The organism is Oleiphilus sp. HI0067 (assembly GCF_001635735.1).
Window position 1 is genome coordinate 1 of sequence record NZ_LWFI01001398.1, and the last position, 22613, is coordinate 22613.

The 22613-nt window shown below is 45.1% G+C and carries 20 protein-coding genes; 9 read left to right on the top strand and 11 right to left on the bottom strand.

Annotation, left to right across the window (positions count from 1 at the left end):
* Both ahpF and ahpC read right to left on the bottom strand, forming a co-directional pair.
* Positions 1-1199: alkyl hydroperoxide reductase subunit F (ahpF, locus tag A3739_RS22195; RefSeq protein WP_068502799.1), on the bottom strand; the 1199-nt coding region annotated here is incomplete at its 3' end.
* 564 nt (positions 1200-1763) lie between these two features.
* The gene (ahpC, locus tag A3739_RS22200; protein WP_068477915.1) at positions 1764-2327 is read right to left on the bottom strand and encodes an alkyl hydroperoxide reductase subunit C; all 564 of its coding nucleotides are present in this window, start codon (positions 2325-2327) and stop codon (positions 1764-1766) included.
* 159 nt (positions 2328-2486) lie between these two features.
* On the opposite strand from ahpC, the gene A3739_RS22205 reads away from it, so the two are divergent.
* Positions 2487-3395, top strand: coding sequence for a hydrogen peroxide-inducible genes activator (locus tag A3739_RS22205; protein WP_068477914.1), 909 nt, complete (start codon positions 2487-2489; stop codon positions 3393-3395).
* Here A3739_RS22205 and A3739_RS22210 read toward each other — a convergent pair.
* On the bottom strand, positions 3378-5681 hold the full coding sequence (locus tag A3739_RS22210; protein ID WP_068477913.1) for an EAL domain-containing protein: 2304 nt from the start codon (positions 5679-5681) through the stop codon (positions 3378-3380). The genes A3739_RS22205 and A3739_RS22210 overlap by 18 nt on opposite strands.
* Positions 5682-5926: 245 nt before the next feature.
* Between A3739_RS22210 and A3739_RS22215 the strand changes: the two genes are divergently transcribed.
* A complete protein-coding gene (locus A3739_RS22215) occupies positions 5927-6967 on the top strand; it encodes an AraC family transcriptional regulator (protein WP_068477912.1) in 1041 nt (346 codons plus the stop codon).
* Between the two features lie 10 nt (positions 6968-6977).
* Here the strand turns inward: A3739_RS22215 and lnt are convergent, their stop codons facing one another.
* The 3 genes from lnt to A3739_RS22230 form a co-directional block, all read right to left on the bottom strand.
* Entirely contained in the window at positions 6978-8543 is a 1566-nt protein-coding gene (lnt, locus tag A3739_RS22220) for an apolipoprotein N-acyltransferase (RefSeq protein ID WP_068477911.1), read from the bottom strand.
* 15 nt (positions 8544-8558) lie between these two features.
* Positions 8559-9308 carry a hypothetical protein gene (locus A3739_RS22225; protein ID WP_068477909.1) on the bottom strand — a complete coding sequence of 250 codons (750 nt, stop codon included), beginning with the start codon at positions 9306-9308 and terminating at the stop codon, positions 8559-8561.
* Between the two features lie 111 nt (positions 9309-9419).
* Positions 9420-10724, bottom strand: coding sequence for a pectin acetylesterase-family hydrolase (locus A3739_RS22230; protein WP_068477905.1), 1305 nt, complete (start codon positions 10722-10724; stop codon positions 9420-9422).
* Between the two features lie 307 nt (positions 10725-11031).
* Between A3739_RS22230 and A3739_RS22235 the strand changes: the two genes are divergently transcribed.
* From A3739_RS22235 to A3739_RS22250, 4 genes are all read left to right on the top strand, one after another.
* Entirely contained in the window at positions 11032-12087 is a 1056-nt protein-coding gene (locus A3739_RS22235) for an AraC family transcriptional regulator (protein WP_068756182.1), read from the top strand.
* Positions 12088-12216: 129 nt separating this feature from the next.
* Complete coding sequence (locus A3739_RS22240) at positions 12217-12693, top strand: arsenate reductase ArsC (RefSeq protein WP_231876510.1); 477 nt, start codon at positions 12217-12219, stop codon at positions 12691-12693.
* A 24-nt stretch (positions 12694-12717) separates the two neighbouring features.
* Positions 12718-13734: an ACR3 family arsenite efflux transporter gene (gene arsB, locus A3739_RS22245; RefSeq protein WP_068502791.1), complete on the top strand. Its 1017-nt coding sequence runs from the start codon at positions 12718-12720 to the stop codon at positions 13732-13734.
* A 276-nt stretch (positions 13735-14010) separates the two neighbouring features.
* Complete coding sequence (locus tag A3739_RS22250) at positions 14011-15216, top strand: fasciclin domain-containing protein (RefSeq protein WP_068502326.1); 1206 nt, start codon at positions 14011-14013, stop codon at positions 15214-15216.
* A 109-nt stretch (positions 15217-15325) separates the two neighbouring features.
* On the opposite strand, the gene A3739_RS22255 is transcribed toward A3739_RS22250, so the two are convergent.
* The 4 genes from A3739_RS22255 to A3739_RS28940 are packed head-to-tail and all read right to left on the bottom strand — an operon-like array spanning position 15326 to position 17826.
* Entirely contained in the window at positions 15326-15676 is a 351-nt protein-coding gene (locus tag A3739_RS22255; protein ID WP_068502793.1) for a response regulator, read from the bottom strand.
* A gap of 46 nt (positions 15677-15722) precedes the next feature.
* Complete coding sequence (locus A3739_RS22260) at positions 15723-16550, bottom strand: DAHL domain-containing protein (protein WP_068502794.1); 828 nt, start codon at positions 16548-16550, stop codon at positions 15723-15725.
* A complete protein-coding gene (locus A3739_RS22265) occupies positions 16547-17563 on the bottom strand; it encodes a cytochrome-c peroxidase (protein WP_068502797.1) in 1017 nt (338 codons plus the stop codon). The genes A3739_RS22260 and A3739_RS22265 overlap by 4 nt, the downstream gene beginning before the upstream one ends.
* A complete protein-coding gene (locus A3739_RS28940) occupies positions 17530-17826 on the bottom strand; it encodes a hypothetical protein (RefSeq protein WP_156502764.1) in 297 nt (98 codons plus the stop codon). Before A3739_RS28940 ends, A3739_RS22265 begins: the two co-directional genes overlap by 34 nt.
* Before the next feature lie 379 nt (positions 17827-18205).
* Between A3739_RS28940 and A3739_RS22270 the strand changes: the two genes are divergently transcribed.
* From A3739_RS22270 to A3739_RS22280, 3 genes are read left to right on the top strand one after another with little or no spacing between them, the layout of a single operon-like run.
* Positions 18206-18487 (top strand): hypothetical protein, encoded by a 282-nt coding sequence (locus A3739_RS22270; protein ID WP_082869146.1) that lies wholly within the window; start codon positions 18206-18208, stop codon positions 18485-18487.
* On the top strand, positions 18456-19739 hold the full coding sequence (locus A3739_RS22275; protein ID WP_068477886.1) for a hypothetical protein: 1284 nt from the start codon (positions 18456-18458) through the stop codon (positions 19737-19739). Before A3739_RS22270 ends, A3739_RS22275 begins: the two co-directional genes overlap by 32 nt.
* Positions 19740-19753: 14 nt before the next feature.
* A complete protein-coding gene (locus A3739_RS22280; protein ID WP_068477885.1) occupies positions 19754-21802 on the top strand; it encodes a diguanylate cyclase domain-containing protein in 2049 nt (682 codons plus the stop codon).
* 31 nt (positions 21803-21833) lie between these two features.
* Here A3739_RS22280 and A3739_RS22285 read toward each other — a convergent pair.
* On the bottom strand, positions 21834-22613 hold a 780-nt coding region (locus tag A3739_RS22285), incomplete at its 5' end, for a DUF1338 domain-containing protein (protein WP_068502805.1).

A 22613-nucleotide genomic window follows, 5' to 3' on the forward strand; every position in this document is an offset into this window, starting at 1 on the left:
CGCGCTTGCGCTTGATCTACCAGTACTTGGTCCGCTCGCAAGGTATCTGCAAATTCAAGCACCGTCACACTCTTCACGATACCAGCCAAATCGAGTGCCGCTTCGATTCCAGAATTACCACCACCAACAACAGCAACATCTTTCCCTTTGAAGAATGGGCCATCACAATGTGGACAGTACGCCACGCCATTACCGATATTTTCTTTCTCACCAGGAACGTTTAGCTCTCTCCACTTCGCCCCTGTTGCGACAATCAAGGTCTTGGTATCGATACGCTCACCTGATGACAAGACCACGGTTTTGATCTCTTCATCGATCACTTCGCTTACACGCAAGTGCTCTTTCACCGTAATGTCGTAATCATTCATGTGATTGATTAAGTTTCCTGTTAGTTCAGGACCGGTTGTACTCGATACTGAAATGAGGTTTTCGATGCCCATTGTGTCTTTCACTTGGCCACCTAATCGCTCAGCAATCAGCGTTACTTTCAAACCTTTGCGCGCACTATAAATCGCTGAAGCAACACCTGCTGGACCACCACCGATAACAGTCACGTCTTGCAAAGGCAGTGCGTCAGACTCATCTGACTGGGCGATACTTGCATCGCGCTCCATCAATTTCTCGATCAACTGTGCGGCATCAACTTTACCATTCGCGAATAATTCGCCATTGACATAAACAGCTGGGACGCCCTGAATGTCACGTTCTTTGATGATATCTTGGAACAAGCCTCCATCGATCATTTCGCTCGAGATATTGTCGTTAAGCAAAGCAAATTGGTTCAGAGCCTGAACGACATCAGGGCAGTTGTGGCAGCTCAAACCGATGAACACCTCAAAGTGTAACTTCTCACCAACGCGCCCCACCATTTTTTGCAAAGACTCATCTAACTTTAAAGGTGTGCCAGTCGCCTGAAGCACCGCTAAGATAAGTGAATTAAATTCGTGACCACTTGGGATACCTGAGAACTGGACACCTGTGTCTTTGCCATCAACTTCAATGTAGAAGCTGATCGGACTACGTAAACCTGTGGCACGTTCTTCTAGCGAAAGAAGATCATTGGTGCCTGCAATATCAGCAAGAAACTTTTTCAGCTCCTCACGTTTTTCATGTTCGCCACTTTGAAGAACGAAAGTAAGCGGCGCCTGCATTGAGGCTGTGTACTGTTTAATTGCCTGTAGAATGTCTTGAGATAGCATGATGCTCACCTGTATGTTTCTAAAGTGGTTTTTGATTTTGTTCATCCCGCTGTTGATTCGGGACTTAGTATTCTGATCCGAAGAGATTTGAAGATAATTTCTAGTCTTAACTCTTCTTTTCTTATCGGCGCTGGCCGACAGCAGGTCAGGGTCTTTGTTTCGCCAAAGCCCCCAACACCCCAAAGGCGACCCGGATCGCTGAAGCGATCGACGGGAAAGGCCCTTCGTTCTAGACTCTATGTGAAAGTATTTATTGCAACTTTAGACCATTGAACGATTCTTTATCTGGCAAACCGCTAGCGGCGTGATGAGAGCAGTTAGAGCGAGGCGAAGTTCACCGAGAAAGCGCAGCTTACCGTCTGGTAAGTGAGCATTGAGGGGTGGACTACAACAAAGCTCTAACAATCGCAATAGCCGACTACATTTTCGAGATTAATTACGTCGCGAGATCAGCTAAGTCTAGGCAGAGCGTGTTAAGGAAGCGGAGCTTACTAATAGTAAGTGAGCATTCCGAAACCCGCTTTAACACCGCCTTAGCAATCGCAGTAGGAATTAATCCAAAAATTAAATCTTGCCTACCAAGTCTAATGATGGAGCTAGCGTCTCTTCACCTTCTTTCCATGCGGCTGGGCAAACCTGACCTGGGTTGTTACGAACGTACTGTGCTGCTTTCACCTTACGAAGTAGGTCTTCTGCGTCACGGCCAATACCTTCCGCTGTAATTTCCATTGCTTGGATAACGCCATCTGGGTCAACGATGAATGTACCGCGATCTGCAAGACCTTGATCTTCACGCATTACTTCAAAGTTGCGCGTGATTTGACCTGTTGGGTCGCCAAGCATGTGGTATTGAATCTTGCCGATTGTTTCTGAAGAATCGTGCCATGCTTTGTGCGTGAAGTGCGTGTCAGTTGATACTGAGTAAACTTCTACACCGCGAGACTGAAGCTCTTCGTATTTGTCTGCAACGTCACCAAGCTCTGTTGGGCAAACGAAAGTGAAGTCTGCTGGGTAGAAAAAGAAGACAGACCATTTACCTTCTAGATCCTTGTCGCTCAGTTCTACGAACTCACCGTTCTTAAAAGATTGCGCTACGAATGGTTTGATTTTTGTGTTGATTAGAGCCATGTCATTTTCCTCTTGAATTTAACGACAGTGTTAAAAGTAAATTGGCGTTTGCCTTAAGTTCGAAATGAAGTTTAAAGAGACTTGCAAGAACGGTAAATTTGAATAAATTTATTTATTAATTTAGTTTTTTTGAATTATAAACGCCGCGCGAGGAATACAATGATCTCTCTTAAACAACTCAATTATGCACGCGCAGTTGGACGCACCATGCAGTTCAAAAAAGCTGCGGAGGAATGCAATGTCAGCCCTTCAGCGCTGACTACGGCAATTAACGAATTAGAAAGCCAAATCGGCATGAAGGTTTTTGAACGTGATACAAAGAAGGTGCTCATTACACCAGCGGGCGAAGAATTCTTAGCACAAGCCGAGAAGATCTTAATTCAAGTAGAAGACCTACAAGCGATGGGTTCATTGAATGATGCGCCTCTCAGCGCCCCTATGTCTGTTGGATTCATTCCAACCATTGCGCCGTTCTTACTCCCCAACCTATTAAAGAAGATCAATACCAAGCACCCAAACTTTGACCTGCGCGTAATTGAAGAACAATCGCACGTCGTCGTGGACAAAGTGCGCCGAGGAGAAATAGACGCAGCGATTCTTGCCCTTCCCTATCCTTGCGATGGTCTACTCACTTTCGAATTTTGGGAAGAAGACTTCTATTGGATTACACAAAAAGACAATGAACTGGCTGGTCTTAAAGAAATTCGTAGTAAAAACGTTGATGAGTCAAAACTCATGCTTTTGAAAGAAGGTCACTGTTTAAAAGACCATATTCTCGATGCCTGTCATCTATCAGCTTGGCAAGCAGAACACGGTTTCAGCGCGACGAGTTTAAATACTCTGGTGCAAATGGTAGCGGGTGGATTAGGCTCAACCCTCGTGCCAGAAATGGCGCTGGAGCAACTGATCAAACAGAACCCAGATCTTGCGGCAGTGCATCTCAATGAACCCGGGCCACATCGCAGTATTGCGTTGATAATTCGCCCTAACTATCCGCGTATCTCAAGCATCGAGGCTTTAAAAACTCTGTGCCGCGATGCATTAGAGCCTTTACGTCCCTCTGCGTAACATTTGGTTAAGAGATCGATCAAAATCCATGCTATTAGGCAGGTGCTGACCGATATTATGCTGCCATACCAGAAGCGTTTCTAAGCTCATCGGTTTAGCGACAAAATACCCCTGTATGAGATCAACATCTTGATCAAGAAGATAACGAAGTTGGCTTTCAATTTCGACACCTTCTGCCACGATTCGACACGATAACTGCTTGGCCAAATAGATAATCACGTCAACGATGCTGCGTCCGGCATCGCTATGCTCGAGTTCGTCAACAAAGCGCTTATCGATTTTGATCTCATTGACGGGAAGTTTTTGCAAATAGGCTAAGGACGAATATCCTGTACCAAAATCATCAATAGACAAATCAAAGCCCAAGCTTTGTAAGCGCTTCATCTGTCGCATGGCAACGTCTATTTCAGTCAGTAAAGTCCCTTCGGTAATCTCTATGGTGATTCTTTCTGGAGAGACTTCATAGCGGCTTAATACCGAGGTCACGGCCTTTTCAAAATCATCTTTTATAAACTGGCAAGCACTGATATTAACCGCGATTCTGAAGTTTTCAGCGATACTTTCATCGCGCTCCATCACCTTCACTACACTGCACACATGACGAAAAACCAGTTCTTGTAGTTGCGGCATGATGTCGAGTTTTTCTGCTAATGGAATGAACTCAACTGGAGAGATAAAACCTTTTTCTGGGTGCTCCCAACGCATTAATGCTTCGAAGCCTTTTACACGTCCTGTTTTGTCAACTTGAGGTTGGTAGTACACCGTCACTTCTTCGTTATTCAGCGCATGCTCTAAGTCATATTCTAGGTGGAGTTGTTCGATCAGGTTTTTTTGGATCGTCTCATCAAAAAACACGACGCGCTCGTTGAGCTCTTTGGCTCGGTACATCGCAGACTCAGCCTGATTGATCAATTTTTCAGGGACAACGTTCTCGCCGCCAAAAACGTTGATTCCAACTCTCGCTGAAACTCTTAGCAGTTTATCGGCCACTTTGAAGTGCTTGTCGAATACCGACAGTACTTTCGTCGCGATACTCGTTGTGTCGCGCGTCAGCGTTTTTAGAGAATCGCTCATCGCATCAAGTAAGATTACAAAGTCATCGCCACCAATACGCGCTAGAGAATCCCGATGATCCAAGACCGCACCGATACGCTTTGAGATCGCAACCACCAGAGCATCACCACCAGACATTCCTACTGAATCATTCACACGTTTAAAATCGATCAAATCGACATATAAAATAGCGCCAAACAAGCCTTTGCTATTTGCTTTTCTCGCTTGCATCCCCAAACGTTCTTTTAGCAAACGTCTATTTGGCAAACTCGTTACCGAATCATAAAAGGAGAGCTTTCGGATCGTATCATCGGCCTTACGACGTTCTGACACATCTTGTGCGACCCAAATCACATGCCCCTTTTCAGGCTGATCTAGATCGTAAACAGGAATAGGAGAAACCCGTGCTTCAAAAATACGATTTCCCGTTTGAACATCTAGCTCATACTCATACACCATACGTTTCTGTTGATCGAGACACTCATGAATAACATTGAGCATGGCTGTGCTAATTGCAGGAGGGAGGATGTCTGACAATTTCTGCCCAAGAAGCATATTGGCAGGCAAGACTAATGATTTCATCTCACCGCCATAAATATCGACGTAATAGCCATCTTCATCGAACACGAGAACTAGATCCGGCATCGCCCTAGCAAAGCTCTCAAAGCGATGGCTGTTATGTTGTAAGGCTTTATGCAGCTGACTTGATTTCCCTTCGTTGATTTTTTTCTCTAGAACTAAACCTGCCAGATGAGAAAAGCGCTCAATCAGATCAACAAGATCTGCGTCATACTCACATTCGTGGCCGAAATAAATGGCAAAACTGCCAAGCACTGAGCCATAACTCGCCATAATCGGGACAGACCAGCATGCCCGTAGTCCCGCGCCTAAGGCTAAGCCTTTGTAATCAGCCCAGAGTGGATCCGTTTCGATACTCGACACATTCACATTCTTCGCTGTATAGGCCGCTGTTCCGCAAGACCCAACATTAGGGCCGATTTCTGCGCCATCAATCGCCTCGGAATATTCCTTGCTGATGCTAGGTGCTGCACCATGGCGTAGATGTTTCCCATCCAGAAAGAGAATGGAGCAATACGCATCTTCACGCGGAATCAGTCGCTCTATTTCTGTCGCGATGAGCTCCAAACATTCCGCCCATTGCCCGCCTAAAGCAATAAGAGAAATGATGCGCTGTTGAACATCTAACAGACGCCCTGCGTGTAAATGATGCATAAACGTTCAGCCTAAGGTTAACGATTTTTTATATTGGGCGTAACCGTAGTCCAAAATTTGAAATATTCGACCTTAAACACGCACTGAAACTATATTTTTTACTCGCTCACACAAACGACATAATGATTTTGTATTTTCATCTCCAAAGAGATAGGATTTTGGTCTCCTAAGCGTCCGAGATGTTGCGCTTGTTGTAGGGCTCGTGCAGTTCAAAACAAGAATCGTAATAGAGTGAGGACAGCATTGTGTCGACTGGGACGCACTTACAGCATCGGTGTGATGACAAAGTGATCAGCACACTCTTTATCAAGCTTTTCAAACAGACCTTAATACAACACGACCTTCCTTTCGTTGCGTCAGAAGCGTTGCGCATTGCACTCGAGAAACCACAGGGAAAGATCGATTTATTAGAAACCACTGAATGTCTAAGCACCAACTTATTAGACGCTGAAGCCGGCATCGGGCTCGCCTATGGACAGCAACTTAGTGTCATCGCAGCAGATGGTTTTGGGCAGTTGTTGATGACGAGCGAAACACTCGAAGACGCTTTCAACCACTTAAATCATTTCCGTTTATTGTTCGGCGTGCCCTGCTTATTTGAGCTAGAACCAACAAGCACAAATGTGCATAACCTGAAACTCAGTGTCACGCATCACTCCAAGCAACCGGAAGCACTAAAACACTTTATCTGCGAAGCACTACTTAGCACTATTCAACAACAGTCTTCTTGGCTCTGCGGGAAAGAGCTTCGATTCAATTGCGTAAGTCTTCCGTTTGACAAGCCTTGGCATTCGAAAATATATGAAGACTATTTTCAATGTGAAATACATTTTGAACAAAACACCCTGAGTGCCGAATTTGATTCAAATTACCTAAGCTACCCAATTCTTACGGCCAACCCTGCAATCCACCGGTGCAAACTCGCTGAGTGTAACGATGCGATAAAGAAGTGTGAAAAACGGATTTCAATTCAGAAAAGGCTCTTTGTGCTATTTGACCAACACATTCCAAACCTACCCTGCATTGATCAAGCAGCAGAACAACTTCAATTATCGAAAAGCGCATTGCATCGTAAGTTGTCTAAGGAAGACACCAGCTATCAACAAACGCTTAATAAATTTAAACAGCAAAAGTCTGTGAACCTGCTCAAGAACACCAACTACACCATTAGTGAAATCGCAGAGCGAATAGGTTTTAGCGATAGCTCTACGTTTCGTAGAGCATTCAAGACGTGGACCGGCCAGCAGCCTTCTAAACTACGCAAGCACGCTCAAACATTTCCCTAAGTCTTATCAACTATTTGGTCAATGAAGCACGCTGTTTAAAGTCGAGTTCAGAAGATTTTTTAACGCGAAATATGGCGCCGCGAGTCAAAAGAGTGAGTAAGGTTAAGCCCATGACGACACTGACAAACCAATTTCCGTAAAGTGTGTATAGGGTCTGTTCAGAGCGCCAATCAACAATAGAGGCGCGAACACCCTCTTCACCTAAAGGCACATTATTCACGACGCGACCCGCGGGATTTATCACCGCACTAATGCCGCCGTTCGTTGCACGCACAAACCACCGCCGATGTTCGATAGCCCGTAATTTGGCCATCGCCAAATGAATGTATGGCTCTTTACTCATTCCAAACCAACTATCGTTAGCAACAGAGATAATCAATTCGGCATGATTGTTTGCCACCATCTCGCGCACTAATTCAGGAATCACGGTTTCATAACAAATAGGTGTGCTTATACGACGTCCTTTAAAGGTCAGCGCCGTTAAGGAATCACCCGCTTCAAAACGTGAGTATTCCGGAAATACCTGCGCAACGAACGATTCGTGCTGTGACAAGATGGTCTCGAATGGCAAATATTCTGAAAAAGGAATCAGTATATTTTTACTGTACTGACTCGCCACTCGGTTATTTTCATCAATTAAAAACACGGCATTATGCGGACTTAAACGCCCCTGTTTGACCGATAATCGCGTGGCTCCGAAAACGATTGGCGTATCAAGATCTTGTTGAATAGGCTGAGCATCCACCGGCAGAGTACCTTGTATTGCTCGGCCGTATGCCGCTTCAGGCCAAACTAACAAATCAATCTCGTGCTGTGCGATAAGACTGCGACTAAAGGCTAGATGTTGCTGATGCGCAGTTGCACGTTGATCAGGACGAGACATGCCATAAATATCACTTTGCACAAGCCCAATAGACATTTGTTGTTGAGGCTCTGCGACAAAAGACTCTTCCTGTTGAACTTGATAAACCCCATAAAAATATAAACCTCCCACAATGCCTACCGTACTCGCAATAGACTTCATGGATGTGAAACGACGCTCTTGCAACAATACAACACAGCATGCATTTACACCGATCACACATGCACTGAGCAAATAGACGCCACCAAGATCAGCAGCTTGTGCTAGATATGGCGCCCGAACGAGTGATGCACCCAAGTAAAAAGGAAACAGATTCGCTTGCGTGAATTCAATGATGAGCAAAGCAGCCATAGAAGACAGCAATATCCCGACATTGAGTCTGCGCATCGCGACGTAGAGCAGCGCAAACACAGCAAAATGCAAGGCGATGACGAATCCATAAGCTAGCCAAAGCAAGCTTCCGGTATGGTCTTCGCCCCGAATAAATCCGTCACTAAGCGCGAGAAGCCAAGAATACCCAACGAAATAAAGAACACTGCCCATGGCAAAGCCAGTGAGCGCAGAAGAATAAAAGCGCTTGGATCTTTCAAGCGCTAGCAACAAAGGAACAAAACAAGCAAAGGCGAGTAACCAAAGCCCAAACCCGACATTCGCAAAAGCATATAGAGCACCTGAAGCGCAGGCGCTTAAAAACAGAAAAATAGAGCCTTTCATAAGAATACTCTTTTATTATATTTTGCCGAGTGCGCGATTCGCCTCCTCAGCTTGCGCTTCTAGTTTAGCTCTATATGCGTCTTTATCCGCCATCCATTCCTGCTTCTGATCGATGAATACTTGACGCTGCTCAAGTGCACGCGAGATTTTGTTCGGCATTTCCTGAAGTTTGTTCAAGTGCATCGTTCGCGCTAAAGCTTGCCCTGCATAATCATCTTCTGGGAGCACATTCCCATAGCGCTCTAAGATCTCGGTCAAAACAATTACATAGTCTTCTGATAGTTTTTCCTGATAGGCGTAGTAGTCTCGAATTTCCTGTTCGCTGGCGTGACGTGCCATCATTTTCGTTTCAATCGCTTTTAACTCAGCGCGCTTCGCTTCTCGGGCCTCAACGATTGAAGGGTCGTCAGTTTGAGCAGCCATGGTCCAATATAAATTATCTGTTGTGGCTTCGCGTACGACATCAAGATCGACCTTTGACCATGCTTCCATTTTGGCATCATAAGCCAACTCAGGATCATAATCTTGCGGCGGCATTTCAACATCACCGGCAATCACTGTATCTGTCGTTAAATACTTGGGATAGCTGCCTTGAACACCTGAAACGCGTTCATCATGCGAGTCTGGATTTGGAGAAGGCGTTGGGACCTGTTCTGTCACGGGTAAAAAACTCGGATCAACGGTATCGTCCTGATTCATTAATACAACAACGACTGATGCCCCTAATACGGTTGCCATGAAGGTTAACTTTATACTTGTTCTCATCGTGTCACCCTAATTATTCTGTTGTTCTTAGTTTTGTGTATTGCCTTTCCTAGCATTGCACTAGGAAAGGACTTTTATCTGAGTTTACTCTGTGGAAATAAAGCTCAGAATCTAGATCGCATCACTGATCAATGGACAGTAGATACCACAACCAGGATCTTCGTTGTTGTAGTTATTGTATGGTTCAACTAAACGCCATGTTGCACCCGCAACGAAGGCATCAAGAAATGCCGCCATACCATAGAACGTACCTGGGCACTTCCACGTTTGGCCTATTGGGAACTCCCACCAGCGTTTTTTACGAATACTTGGGCAAGCGTGTGAGCCTATGAAGGTAACGATGGTTGAACAGTGGCTATCATTGATTGGACGATTCCAAGGAATCATGTAGCCATAGTTTGGCAAGGTATTCATTTGCGCAATCAAGATCTGATGATCTTCCTGCCACTTCGCCAAAATAGAGTTGTAATCCATGTTCGGGAAGAAACGCTCATAAGAGAATCGCGAGAAGTTAAAGTCGGTGCTGTAAGCCGTATAAGCAAATGAATCTTGCGGATACAAGTTTGCCGCCGCGGTATTTGCCGTGCCCATATCATCAATATTGAATGAAGCAGGCATATTCGCAAGCACAGTAGGCATGTCCCAAGCCGTAATGATTGTCTCGTGCAACTGACGCGAGTTGTAGCTCGAATCGGGTGCTGGGAACAATGGTCCTGAGTCATTCAGCATATAGCCTTTGGTGAAGTCTAAACGCTGACGCACTTCATGATAAAGCGCCGAAGACGCTACACCACCAGCACTGAAGCCCGTAATCATCACTTTGTTCATTGTCCCTAGACGCGTATTTAGAAAGTCCAAGGCCGCAGTCGAGTTTGCATAGCCATTATGATGGAAGGTAATTGGTGGATTCACACCCGTCGGGTCGTCATACACCTGAACATTATTACCTACATGTACATCGCCGGTGCAATACGGCATGTAGGCGGCATCCCATCCATTTGTTGCCAAATTCTCACGACGACGGAAAGGTAAACCAGGATCGTTACCGTTCATAATGGGCGAAACGAATTTAGCCTTCGTCTCATAAATATAGTTATCGGAGAGACCATTCGGGTTTGATGCACCAAGCAGACCTAGTGCACCAGAGCAACTCTCGTAGTCCCAACACGCACCGCCTCCTTCATAGCTTATAACGAGGTTATTAGAATTCGGATTGTCATAAACCCAAAACTTGTATTGCGATCCGTCACTACACTTCGTGCCCGGAAGTTCCACTTGTTCCCAAGCAAAGTCATTTCCACCATTTACAACATCCTCAATACCAATAGCATGTGCGCCTAAAGACACACCTGCTGCCAGCGACAGGCCTAATGTTGTTTTAATGACGTGCGAAGAAAATGATTTCGTTTTTATCATTGTTTTCACCACAGTTATTAATTGATTAAAAAGTAATGTGGCATCAACTGCGAACTACGCCACGCGAGCAGTTAAAACGAAAAAGCCAGATTTGAAGAGGGCAGAAAATAACAGCTTTGCTGATTTCACCAACACAATGCCCCCTTATTGAGCTCAAAGCTCTCAAAAAAGGAAAATTGGCCGCTTTGCACACACGCAAGCGATTGCAGAATCAGAAGTGGGAAATGGATAACAGAGTTACGTTGGCGATCACATAAAAAGCGGTTTAGTATTTAGTCTATTCATGGATGTGAGCAAAGTAATAACGATGTCGATAGCAAGCCCAGAACAAAACATTGAATTCAAGCAAATAGCTAGCCTAGGTGATCAAAACTATCCGAGCTTTGAGCTTTCGCTCATTCTCAAACGACTCAAGCGACAGGGACAAACTGCTTGGTGTGAACATCTCGAAAAAGAGTTAGAGCTAGACATTCTGCTCAATGAGCCATTCATACCCTCACACATTGCCCTTGATGGTTTATCACGTGTGGTTGAAGATCAATTCTTGATTGGTTTGGGTATTCATGTCGCGAGCGAATATTCACTCGCAAATTTCGGTATTTTGGGAACCGCTTTTCGTCATGCACCATCACTCTATGATGCACTCGAAATCTCACACAGCTATTACGAGCTGCTAGGCAGCTTTACTGATCTCACGATTATCCAAGATCAAGAAGAACTGACCCATCGGCTTGTAAACGTATCAGGACTGAGTGAGCGTTTACTGCACATGATATTCGAGTTAACGATCGGCGGCATGCAAGCCGTCTCGCGCGAGATCACGGGCAGTCCAGTTAAAACACGTGCTTTAAAATTCGTTCTAAAACTTACAGAGGCGGATAAAGCCTTCTATCGCAGTCACTTTGATTGCGAGATTGAAGATGACGCAAAATTCAATGAATGGGTAGTGGACCTTGCTCATCTTAAACAAGAGCTCACATACGCTTACCGTGCAAAGCATGAATTGAAAGACAGCATTGAGCAACTGAATCAACTTATGCAAACACTGAAAGATGAGTTCGCATTGGTCAACAAGTTCGACCGCTTAGTGCGAAATGACGGCGATAGCTACCCTAACTCCAAAGCCATTGCCGAAGCCATGTGTATGAGTGAACGCACCTTCCGACGAAAACTTGGAAAGATCGGTCTAAATTACAATACTTTGATGGGCAAAATTCGTTGCCAAATTGCGATCGCAATGCTTCAACAAGGCGACTTTACCAATGAAGATATTGCCTTCGAATTGGGCTTTTCAGACGCGGCAAATTTCTGCAACGCATTTAAAAAGTGGACAAAACAAACGCCCAATTTTTATCGACCTTGAGGCTTATTATCCGCATTTAGGTGAGCTAAGCTTCTTCAGCCTTGCTTCCGAGCAAACAACAACCACCTAGCAATAAAACTGTCATTAAATTTGCTCTATACTATGGTGTTTTCGTCTTTGAGAAGCACCATGATCTCCATGCTCTACATTTGCACTCATAATCGTTGTCGCAGCATTCTTAGTGAAGCAATCACCAATAAACTCGGTGATCAGAAGTTAAAAGCCTATAGCGCAGGTAGCAGCCCTAGCGGCCAAGTTCACCCCTTGAGCATTCAATATTTGAAAGAGCATGGCTATGAAACCGAAGGCTTAAAAAGCCAATCTTGGGATGAGTTCTCACCAGACTTATTAGACGAAGGGATCGATATCGCGATTACCGTGTGCGATCAAGCAGCGAAAGAGGCCTGCCCAGTTTGGTTTGGGAAACAAGTGAAACTGCACTGGGGCCTAGCAGATCCGTCAAAAGTTGAAGGCAGCGAGGAAGATCAGAAAGTAGCCTTTGATGCCTGCATTAAAGAGATCGAAGCGCGCGTCCAGAAAATGCTCAGTTTTGACACAAGTGATCGCGAGTCGTTTATCGCTCAAATAAAAGAGTCTTTGGCTTAATTCAAATTTCTAAAAGGATCTACAATGGGAATTTTTGAACGCTACCTTAGCGTCTGGGTCGCCTTAAGCATTGGTGCAGGAATATTGTTAGGTGTGCTCGCACCCTCCACTTTTGAAGCGATTGCCGGATTTGAATATGCCCATGTGAATATACCTGTGGCCTTATTTATCTGGCTCATGATCTATCCGATGATGGTGCAAATCGATTTTAGTGCCGTCAAAGAGGTCGGTAAAAAACCCAAAGGTATAGTGCTGACAGTTGTCATCAACTGGTTGATTAAACCTTTCACAATGGCTGCACTTGGCTGGCTGTTCTTTAAAGTCATTTTCGCGGACATGGTTGACCCTCAAACTGCCTCCGAATATATCGCGGGAATGATATTGCTGGGCGTTGCACCCTGTACCGCCATGGTGTTTGTATGGAGCCAACTCACGAAGGGCGATCCAAATTACACATTGGTTCAAGTGTCTGTAAACGATCTCATTATGATCTTTGCCTTCGCGCCAATCGCCGCATTTTTGCTTGGCCTGAGTGACATTACTGTGCCGTGGGAAACACTATTACTCTCGGTATTACTCTATGTCGTCATTCCGTTAGTCGCAGGCGTTATCACCCGCAAGAAGCTCGATAAACCCGACAACCATGAAAAATTAGAGCAGTTCTTGAGCCAGATAAAACCTTGGTCAGTCACCGGCCTGCTTGCCACTGTTGTATTGTTGTTTGGCTTCCAAGCGCAAACTATCTTGAACCAACCCTTGGCGATTGTGTTGATTGCAATCCCACTTTTGATTCAAACCTACTTCATTTTTGCCGTCGGTTACGGCGCAGCAAAAACCTTAAAGCTTCCGCATAATGTTGCCGCACCCGCATGTTTAATTGGCACATCAAACTTCTTTGAACTTGCCGTCGCAGTCGCCATTTCACTTTTTGGCTTACACTCTGGAGCAGCCCTTGCAACGGTTGTAGGTGTATTGGTAGAAGTTCCAGTGATGTTGTCGCTGGTTGCATTCGTCAATAAAACGCGCAGATGGTTTGACTAAACCTCCAACATTGGGGTCCGAGTACTAGTACTCGGACCCCAATCCCTATCTCTCAGTATCTTCAGATCTACCCTATCCGCCTCTATCCTGCTCAGTTCTCAGTTTTCACCCTAGTTCGACAAAATACATAAACTTACTAAACCGAACAAAAAGTAAACACGTAAGGGCTCATATCAACGTTAGTTGTGTTGAGTGGCCACTCTTATCTGGACTGCTTTGGCAGCCCGAAAATCGAAGCAGTAAAAATCGGACTTTCTCGCTAGATAGGAGTTAACAATGAAAAATTCAAAAGCTTTGCGCCTACTTTGCGCAGGCATGATTGCGTCTACCGTTTCTGTATCGGCAAACGCTTGGTCGTTCTTCAAATTTGGAGGCGCCGACAAACCTAAACCTACCATTACCGAAATCGTTGCTAAGAGTGGCAATGGCTTCGATCATCGCCGTTATGATAACGATATTTTATTAGCCGCGGTTCAAGCAGCTGGTCTTGCTGAAACACTTGCCAGCGAAAAGATCGACGTAACAGTATTCGCTCCAAGTGACGCTGCATTTTTGCGCTTGGCTCGTGACTTCGGCTATGAAGGGAATAGCGAAGAGGGCGCATTCAACGCGATCTTCGCCACACTGCTAGGATTATCTGGCGGTGACGAGGATGCAGCCATCGATATTCTGCGTAACATTCTGCTTTACCATGTTGCTCCTGAATCACGTTCTAAATTCAGCGTCATATATAACGGCGAAGTACCAACCCTACTTGATGGTGCTAGCATCTTACCTGTTGGACTTCAGCTCGTAGATAACGACCCAGAATTTAAGAATCCTAAACTGTCATTCTGGAAGCGTGGTACAAAAGCAAGCAATGGTATCGTGCACTCCATCAATCGCGTACTTATTCCACTCGACCTGCCAGCGGCAGGACAAAGTGATCTCCCAACTATCGCAGGCACAGCTATCGCAGTCAGCTCACTTGAAGGCGTCGATAGCAATCCGAATGACTTTGATATTTTGCTGCAAGGTATTCTTGCAGTTGATGCAGGCAAAGCTGCTGGCGAAGGCTTAGTTGACATCTTGAGCACCGTGCCGGGCTTAACGGTATTCGCGCCGACTGACGCTGCATTCATCCAGCTTGTGAAAGACTTAGGTGTTAATGTGAGCACAGAGCAAGAAGCTCTTGACGTTGTGCTTGCAGCGCTACCTGGTCTTACGGGGCTAGATTTAGCAACAGCACTTGAGACCGTCATTACCTATCACGTGACGGTAGGAACCGGTGACACTGCACTGACCTTGAAAGACCTTCTTGTTGCAGATGAAATCGATACCGTGCTTGGTCCAGTCATCAAACCTGATGGCCGCACACTTGGCGATATCGAAACACGTGTCGCAGATCCAGAGTTGATCTTACGTGCTGGAAATATCTTAACAAGTAATGGTCGTATCCATCCGATTGACCGCGTATTGCTTCCTGCAGAACTAAATCTTTAATTAAGATTGAAAATCTGGGGTCAGAGTCGTTTTACTCTGACCCCAATATAACTCTCCCGCTAGATTAGCTTAATCGCGCGGCAATTCCTTCTGAATGCGTGTGATCTAACTATTTACTCATCAGCTCATAGAGCAACTGTGCTTCGACAGGCTTAGAAATATAATCATCCATGCCTGCTTCTAAACACATCTCCTTATCGCCTTTCATCGCATTTGCGGTCATCGCAACAATCGGCACATCACGCTTAAGCGGATTGCTTAATTGACGAATCGTTCGGCTAGCTTCATAGCCATCCATGACCGGCATCTGACAGTCCATAAAGACAAGGTCAATCGACTGTTCGTTTAAGGTATCAACGGCTTGTTTGCCATCTTCAGCCATAATCACCTCGACACCAACCTTATCAAGCATTAACTCAGCAACAGTCCGGTTGATTGCATTATCATCAACCAATAACACGCGACGTCCTGAGAAGTCATAGGTTTTTTCCTCAACATCAAACTCTTCATTCGACGAACGATAGCTCTTTCACAGCGTTCTCAGCACGACGCGACAACATCACCACGCGCACCAACAATGCCAGAATTAATGCGATCAACGACACGGCAAAACCGTTCACAGAGCGGCTATATACCGCCAATTCATTTTCGAGTTTTTGCGCTACGGTGTTGAAGGTTGATTCCGAAATGAGACCATCAATACGATCGATTAAAGTTAAGGTATCGCTGTAACCTTCTAAGACTTTTTGCTTATGCTGTTTAAACGCTTCCAGTAAGGCGTCGTCACCAACATACGTCGCAGAAATTTGGATGAGCGCTCTATCAATTGCGCCGCTATTAAAAGGCGTCGGCTTCAAAGCAAAATTAATAATATCGAGCTCTAATTTGTGCTTACCAGCATCAGATAGATTCGTTTGGGATAGCAGTTCAGTTTTACGTTGAATTAAGAAACGCGTGGAATTTCGCGTCAGAGCCAATTGTGTTTTGAAGCCTTCAACACTGGACTCAAAGCGCCGAAAATCTTGCGCTAAACCAGCATCGAATTCATTTGAGATATGCGGATAATACTGCTGAAGATCAGTGCGATACGTTTGCTGATGATTGGCACTTTCAAATAAACTCATCGAGACTTCATCGTAATTAAGTTCACCTGCCGATTGAAGCTTCACAAGTTGGTTATAGATGCCAATCTGATCTGCATTGAAGCCATTCCAAGAAGCTAGCAAAGCGCGCACATCTTGGCTCCGCGCCATAAACACAAGTATTCCGGCAATCAATACAAATGCCACAACACCACCGAGACTGGTTAACGCGCGACTTGAGGGGAATTTCATTGTTCGTTCTCCGCCGGCATATGACGATGACTCGCATACAGATTTGGCTTCATGGGCTGTGTTTGACGAGCGTGATCATGGTGTTCTTCGTGCTCATGCTCTTTAGGTGGTATCTCATCCATTTGATGATGCTCCTGATCATGAACATCATCGTGTTGTGCCTCAGAACCGTGCTCTTGATGACTTGAATCCGCGACATTTAGCGGCTCAGCGCTTAACGTTTTCAAAAACGCCACAATATTCTCAACAGTGTTGACGTCTAAGCTCACCCCGAGTTGGTAATAGGCCATTTTGCTTACCGCATCATGCAAGGTCGGAGATGTTCCGTCATGAAAATAAGGGGCTGTTTGTGCAACATTTCTTAGGCCAGGAACACGAAACTTATAACGGTCTTTTTCGTCTCCAGTTACTAGGTATAAACCATAGTCCGATTCATGTATCTGCTCTTTGTCCGCAAAATAGTCGTGAAACAAACCAAGACGTTGGTATAAGTTACCCCCCAGATTTGCTCCTTGATGACAAGACACACAGCCCAAGTCGTTAAATGATTCGAAGCCTTTTAATTCAGGTTCAGTAAACGCAAGTTCATCACCCTGTATAAACGCATCAAAATCGCTATTCGGCCTGACCATAGTGCGCTCGTAACTTAGTAATGCATCCTCAATGTTTTTCTGCGTGATACCTGCGTTGAATGCATCGGCGAAAGCTTTTACGTAATCTTGATTTGATCTAAGACGCTCAGCAACTAAATCCCAATTGTTGTTCATTTCAATAGGATTGTGGATAGGCCCTTGCAGCTGTTCGCGCAAATCTAGAGCGCGACCATTCCAGAACTGTCGAGCATTCAGGCTTACATTTAGCACTGAAGGTGGATTTACATCACCCTCAGCACCCGCAACACCTAGAGATTTTACTAAACCATCATCTCCACCGAGCGCTACAATATGACAGCTCGCACATACGACAGTGCCGTCGCTGCTCAGTTGAGGATCATGAAATAGCTTCTCGCCCAAGGCAGCGATCTTGGGATCTTCATTATGGAGTTCAGGAATAGGCCTGAACGAGAGAACTCGGAGTCTTTAAAGGTGTATTCTGCGCGATGCTCATGATTGTGTGACTCTTCATGGTGAGCATCATGTCCTTGGCTATTGTTGTGAGTGCTTTTATGGCCACTATGGTCATGGTCATCATGGCTAGAGCTGTCGCTGTGCCCACATACTGACAGCATCACGAAGGTGAAATATAAAGCGATTAAACGAATAACAAACACAGCCACTGTCCACCTAATTAAGTTTGATGGCGGCTAGTATAGTCAAGCTTCTTCACCCTGCCTGACTTGTTACACTCTCATACAAAATTCCTAAAAAAAGCCTGACGTAACGTTTTGTATTTTCTTGTACATTGCGCAGTAGAGTTGGATGAGCTTGCTATAGTGAATAAATACACAGCAAAACGATAAAACAACTCTAACTAATAAAAGTAAAACTACCGTGCGACTTACAACAAAGGTGAGGCGGTACTGGCGAGTATTGATATTAGGTACATTGATAGGATTCAGTGTTTGCTCTCCTACAACACATGCCATTACTGTCATTGGTCATGCATCGGTAGACAGAAACGAATTGCAGCTCAAGGAAGTAAGAGCGATCTTTACAATGAAAAAGCGTCTATGGTCGGACGGGCAACGCGTACAAGTCTACGTACTGAGCCAAGATCAGAAAACACATAAAGCATTCTGCAAGCAAGTATTGGGAGTCTTCCCAAGGCAGCTTGACGCCATCTGGCAGCGTCTCGTTTATTCCGGCACTGGGCAAGCGCCTGTTGCTTTATCCTCAAAAGAAGAAATGATCCAAACCATTGCAAATACTCCTGGTGCGATCGGTTACATCCAGCAAGACTACGACCATGAAAATATTAAAGCCATTCGCGTACATTAGCAGCTTGTTTGCGTTGGCAAACATTGCACAAGCCGAGCAATGGTTTAGCCAAAACCAAGTTGAAGGCTTTTTAAGTCAAAGCCTCATCTATTCGAGCGACCACAACTTTTTAGCGCAATCTGATGACCAAGCTTCTGTCGATATGTGGGAAGCCGGCGCTCTATTCTCAACAAAAGTATATAAAGACCTACGTTTTTCTGGGCAATTGCTCGGACGGAAAGTCAGTGAGACAAGCGGCAACGACTTACGCGTTGATTATGCATTTTTGAGTCATCCGCTCTATCGCAGTGAAGATAGCCAACTAACAGCCCGCTTAGGACGAATTCGTTCCTCTTTCGGCTTTTACAATGAAACGCGCGATATTCCTCATACCCGCACAGGTGTGATCATGCCGCAATCGGTGTACTACGATCAGACGCGTAATTCCTTCTACTCTGCAGATGGTGCTGAGCTGCATTGGTCGAAGTCTTTGGGTGAAAATGCACTTAGCTTTCAAGTCTTCTACAACCAACCTGTAACCGATATGGATGAGGCGCAAGAAGCTTCGCAACTTGAGCCAAGTAATTTAAAGGGCGATTCAGGTTTATTGGCAAAACTTGCTTATGGTTCAGAGTTCAATGGTTGGCGCGCTGCCATCACTTACTATCGACCCGAATATACGATCGACCTCAACCCCTTAATTAACGTGCCAGCAAATGCGATATTGCCTGGATCACCTGACTTGAATGATGTGCAAATTTACGCAGATGATTCTTCGTTCTATTCCGAAACAGTTCTGACTTCATTAGAATACAACGCCTTTGAATGGGCTGTGACCGCTGAATACTCGCGTCATAAGTTTCAGTCGAACATTAATTTAGATCTAGCCCAGACAATCGCGGGATCTTCAGCATTAACGTCTTTGAATGCCACCTACCCAGGTGTAATTCAGCAATATACGCAAAATACGATTCGATACCTTGGTTATGAAGAGTCGTTTTATATTCAGGGTTTATATCGCTGGAGTGATCAACACGAAACCTATGTACGTTATGACTACAACAAACAACGCGATGTCAGCTTTGCTGATCCACGCGGACACTTTGTAGATGTTAATATCGGTCAAACATGGAGACCGAGCGAAGATTGGCTCATCCGAGGCGAACTGCATTACATAGACGGATGGTCTCGTTTATTTAACCGCGACAACATGAACATCAGTCGCAATCGATATTGGCACGCAGCCATGCTGCAAATTGCCTACCGCTGGTAAAAGGATCTACCGCATTGAAACAAACACAAAAACCACAATTTAGCATTAAGTGGCAAGCTTTCGGCCTAACTAGCCTCGTACTAGCGGTGCTGTTTGTGTTTGTTTTATTGGTTCTCACTAATGCGACATCTAGCCAGTTCAACGTGGCGATGAATACAATCTTCGAGCGCAATCAAAAACAATTTCAAGCCTTGCTAGATGTCGAAGGCCAAAAGATATCGCAGCTGTCTTTATTCACCGCACGGAACCAAGGTCTCGCGAAGTTATTGGCAACTGAAAACAGTCAATCCATTGAAAATGCGCTATCTGATCTCAGCTGGAATCTGCAAATTGAATACGGCATCGATAAAGTCATGCTCTACGACGCACAAGGTTTTGAGCTTTCAACAACAGCCGAAATGAACGAGCAGATCTTCGCGCAATCAATTCTCAGAAAAGAACAGCATGACTGGCGACTGCAGTGCAATGCGCAGTGTTATGTTGTCGCTGGCGCCCCTATTCTTTACGAGGGCGATGTGGTGGGTGTCGTCGCGCTGAGCGAACCTTTGACCAATGTTCTTTTAAAGTTCTATCAGATTAACGAAATCAATACAGCCTTGTTATCTGAACGTTATGAACGTTACACCTATGTCGAGCATCTACCTGAATGGAGCCATAACCTTGTTGCGCTGACTAACCCAAGCCTAACGCGCGACATTATCGATCTAGCTCTAGCGGACTTGCGCTTTAGTGATCTTAGCGCCAAAGAAAACTTCATTGAGGTCAATGATCGAACCTACCACATGCGTAGCTTTGAACTAGGCGAAAATACCTTGCTAACTATTCGTGATGTAAGCGAAGGAAAAGCGATTGTTGAACACACGCTTGCCAACATGCGGTGGATGCTGATGATTTGTCTTATCGTTGCGGAATGCTTATTACTCTTGGTGCTTTGGCGACCAATGACACGCTTGCGTCGCACAACGAACATTCTTCCGTCGCTGGCTAGCCGCAATTATGCGCAAGCTAAAAAAGACTTCGATAAACTGGGTGCGAGTCGCTTCGTCAATGACGAAGCAGACATTCTACGTATCACCGCATCGGGACTATGTGATGAGTTAGAAAGCATGCGCGAGCAACTCGAAACCCGTGCGAGTGAACTCGAAAAACGAGGTCGCGAGTTAGAGCTTGAACGTGACTTTGTAAATCAGTTATTCAATACCATGCACGCAGCCATCATTATTCAAGATGGCGATGGTTATATCCGTCAAACAAATCACTACACGCAATCAATAACTGGTTTCTCGCAAGAAAAACTCAATGGAATGCATTTCGCAAAACTCTTAGACCCGAGCGAAAACTTTGATGACATCATCAAGCATGTCAAAGACATCTCACAATCAGATTCCGGCGAATTTCAGCACGAAGCTGCGGTTATCACACATGACCAACACCTTCGTTTTCTGGCTTGGCGCCACGCCCCTTTAATCAATCAAAAAACAGGCTCACGCCAAGTATTATCGATTGCCGTGGACATTTCGGGGCGCATCGAAGCTGAGACTGAATTAGCGTGGCTTGCGCGCCACGACACTTTGAGCAGCTTGCACAATCGGCATGCATTTGAAGAAGAGCTCGCCAAATGCTTTGCTAATTTTCATGACAACAGCCATCAATTTGGTGTGATGTTTGTTGATTTAGATGATTTCAAATCGATCAATGATACCTACGGCCACCACAAAGGTGACGAGATGATTCGAGCGGTTGCAAATACCTTAAAAGATTGCAGCCGTGATACAGATTTTGTAGCGAGAATGGGTGGTGATGAGTTTGCGCTAATCGTACGCAACTTCCATCGCTATGATCTTGAGCGCATCGCTGAACGCATGCTTGAACAGCTCTCTAGCATCGTACTAGAACCGCAAATTCATTGTTCGGCCAGTATAGGCGTCGCGGTACATAGCGCCTTGATTCCATCGCCTGATGTGTTAATCAGCGACGCGGACACCGCCATGTACGCAGCGAAAGAAGCGGGTAAAAACCGTTATGTTATCTTTCAAGACGACAAGCATCGCATCGATTCATAATAAGAAAAATCTGTTAAACAATCACTAGAACTTAGTTGTTTCTAACGTTCGTACTTTCAAAAATTTTATTCGCATTGCCCTCTACAAAACCCGAAAACTCTTCGCCCGAAGGTAAAGGGTAGCGTTTCGCAAACTCATAAAAGACACTCGGAATGTCGTACTTCCCCTCTTGGAATTGAATAGATACTTTGTCGGCCAAAGTGGATGACTGTTCCAAATAAATCTCTGGGCTTCCTTTTACTTTTCCACCCGCGCTATTCAATTGATAACCGTGATCTTCTAAAAACGCATTCAACACGTGAATATCATTCAAGCCATCCACATCGCTGAGGGAATTCACTTTCACCGTAAAATGGTTTGGCACAAAGCCAAAGACATAAAACCACGCCGCATACTCTGATTCTTGTAAAAGAGTCTGATACACCGAATACGAAGGCTGGCCCCACGACACCCCTGACACGGGTAACAAAGCATCCAATATTGGCTGATAACGGTCTACTAATGCTCGAGAGATAAGATCCTGCAATTCTGGCGAGCACTGTTCGAGCAACAACTCGCTAATAAATACCTTTGGCGCATCCGCGATATTTGAATGTTCTAAGTGCACCGCTTCCAGCTTCTTTTCTTTGAAATGATAGTGCTCTCTCACTTCATAGCCGATTTCCTCAAAGGGCGCACAGAGCTGGCCTAACCCAAACTCGGAGTGTTTGAGGGTTCGCAGTGCAATATGATCATTCAACAGACCAGAAGAATGCTGTGCAAGCAAGGCTCGCATCTCGAGCACCTTAGGGTTTAACTTGCTATACGCTGC

What these genes read in the sequence shown, in the direction of transcription:
- A3739_RS22275 (WP_068477886.1), top strand. Translation starts at nt 18,456, where the DNA reads ATGAAAATATTAAAGCCATTCGCGTACATTAGCAGCTTGTTTGCGTTG.
- A3739_RS22270 (WP_082869146.1), top strand. Translation starts at nt 18,206, where the DNA reads ATGAAAAAGCGTCTATGGTCGGACGGGCAACGCGTACAAGTCTACGTA.
- A3739_RS22260 (WP_068502794.1), bottom strand. Translation starts at nt 16,550, where the DNA reads ATGAAATTCCCCTCAAGTCGCGCGTTAACCAGTCTCGGTGGTGTTGTG.
- A3739_RS22225 (WP_068477909.1), bottom strand. Translation starts at nt 9,308, where the DNA reads ATGAGAACAAGTATAAAGTTAACCTTCATGGCAACCGTATTAGGGGCA.
- ahpC (WP_068477915.1), bottom strand. Translation starts at nt 2,327, where the DNA reads ATGGCTCTAATCAACACAAAAATCAAACCATTCGTAGCGCAATCTTTT.
- lnt (WP_068477911.1), bottom strand. Translation starts at nt 8,543, where the DNA reads ATGAAAGGCTCTATTTTTCTGTTTTTAAGCGCCTGCGCTTCAGGTGCT.
- A3739_RS22205 (WP_068477914.1), top strand. Translation starts at nt 2,487, where the DNA reads ATGATCTCTCTTAAACAACTCAATTATGCACGCGCAGTTGGACGCACC.
- A3739_RS22210 (WP_068477913.1), bottom strand. Translation starts at nt 5,681, where the DNA reads ATGCATCATTTACACGCAGGGCGTCTGTTAGATGTTCAACAGCGCATC.
- A3739_RS22235 (WP_068756182.1), top strand. Translation starts at nt 11,032, where the DNA reads ATGTCGATAGCAAGCCCAGAACAAAACATTGAATTCAAGCAAATAGCT.
- A3739_RS22230 (WP_068477905.1), bottom strand. Translation starts at nt 10,724, where the DNA reads ATGATAAAAACGAAATCATTTTCTTCGCACGTCATTAAAACAACATTA.
- A3739_RS22240 (WP_231876510.1), top strand. Translation starts at nt 12,217, where the DNA reads ATGATCTCCATGCTCTACATTTGCACTCATAATCGTTGTCGCAGCATT.
- arsB (WP_068502791.1), top strand. Translation starts at nt 12,718, where the DNA reads ATGGGAATTTTTGAACGCTACCTTAGCGTCTGGGTCGCCTTAAGCATT.
- A3739_RS22250 (WP_068502326.1), top strand. Translation starts at nt 14,011, where the DNA reads ATGAAAAATTCAAAAGCTTTGCGCCTACTTTGCGCAGGCATGATTGCG.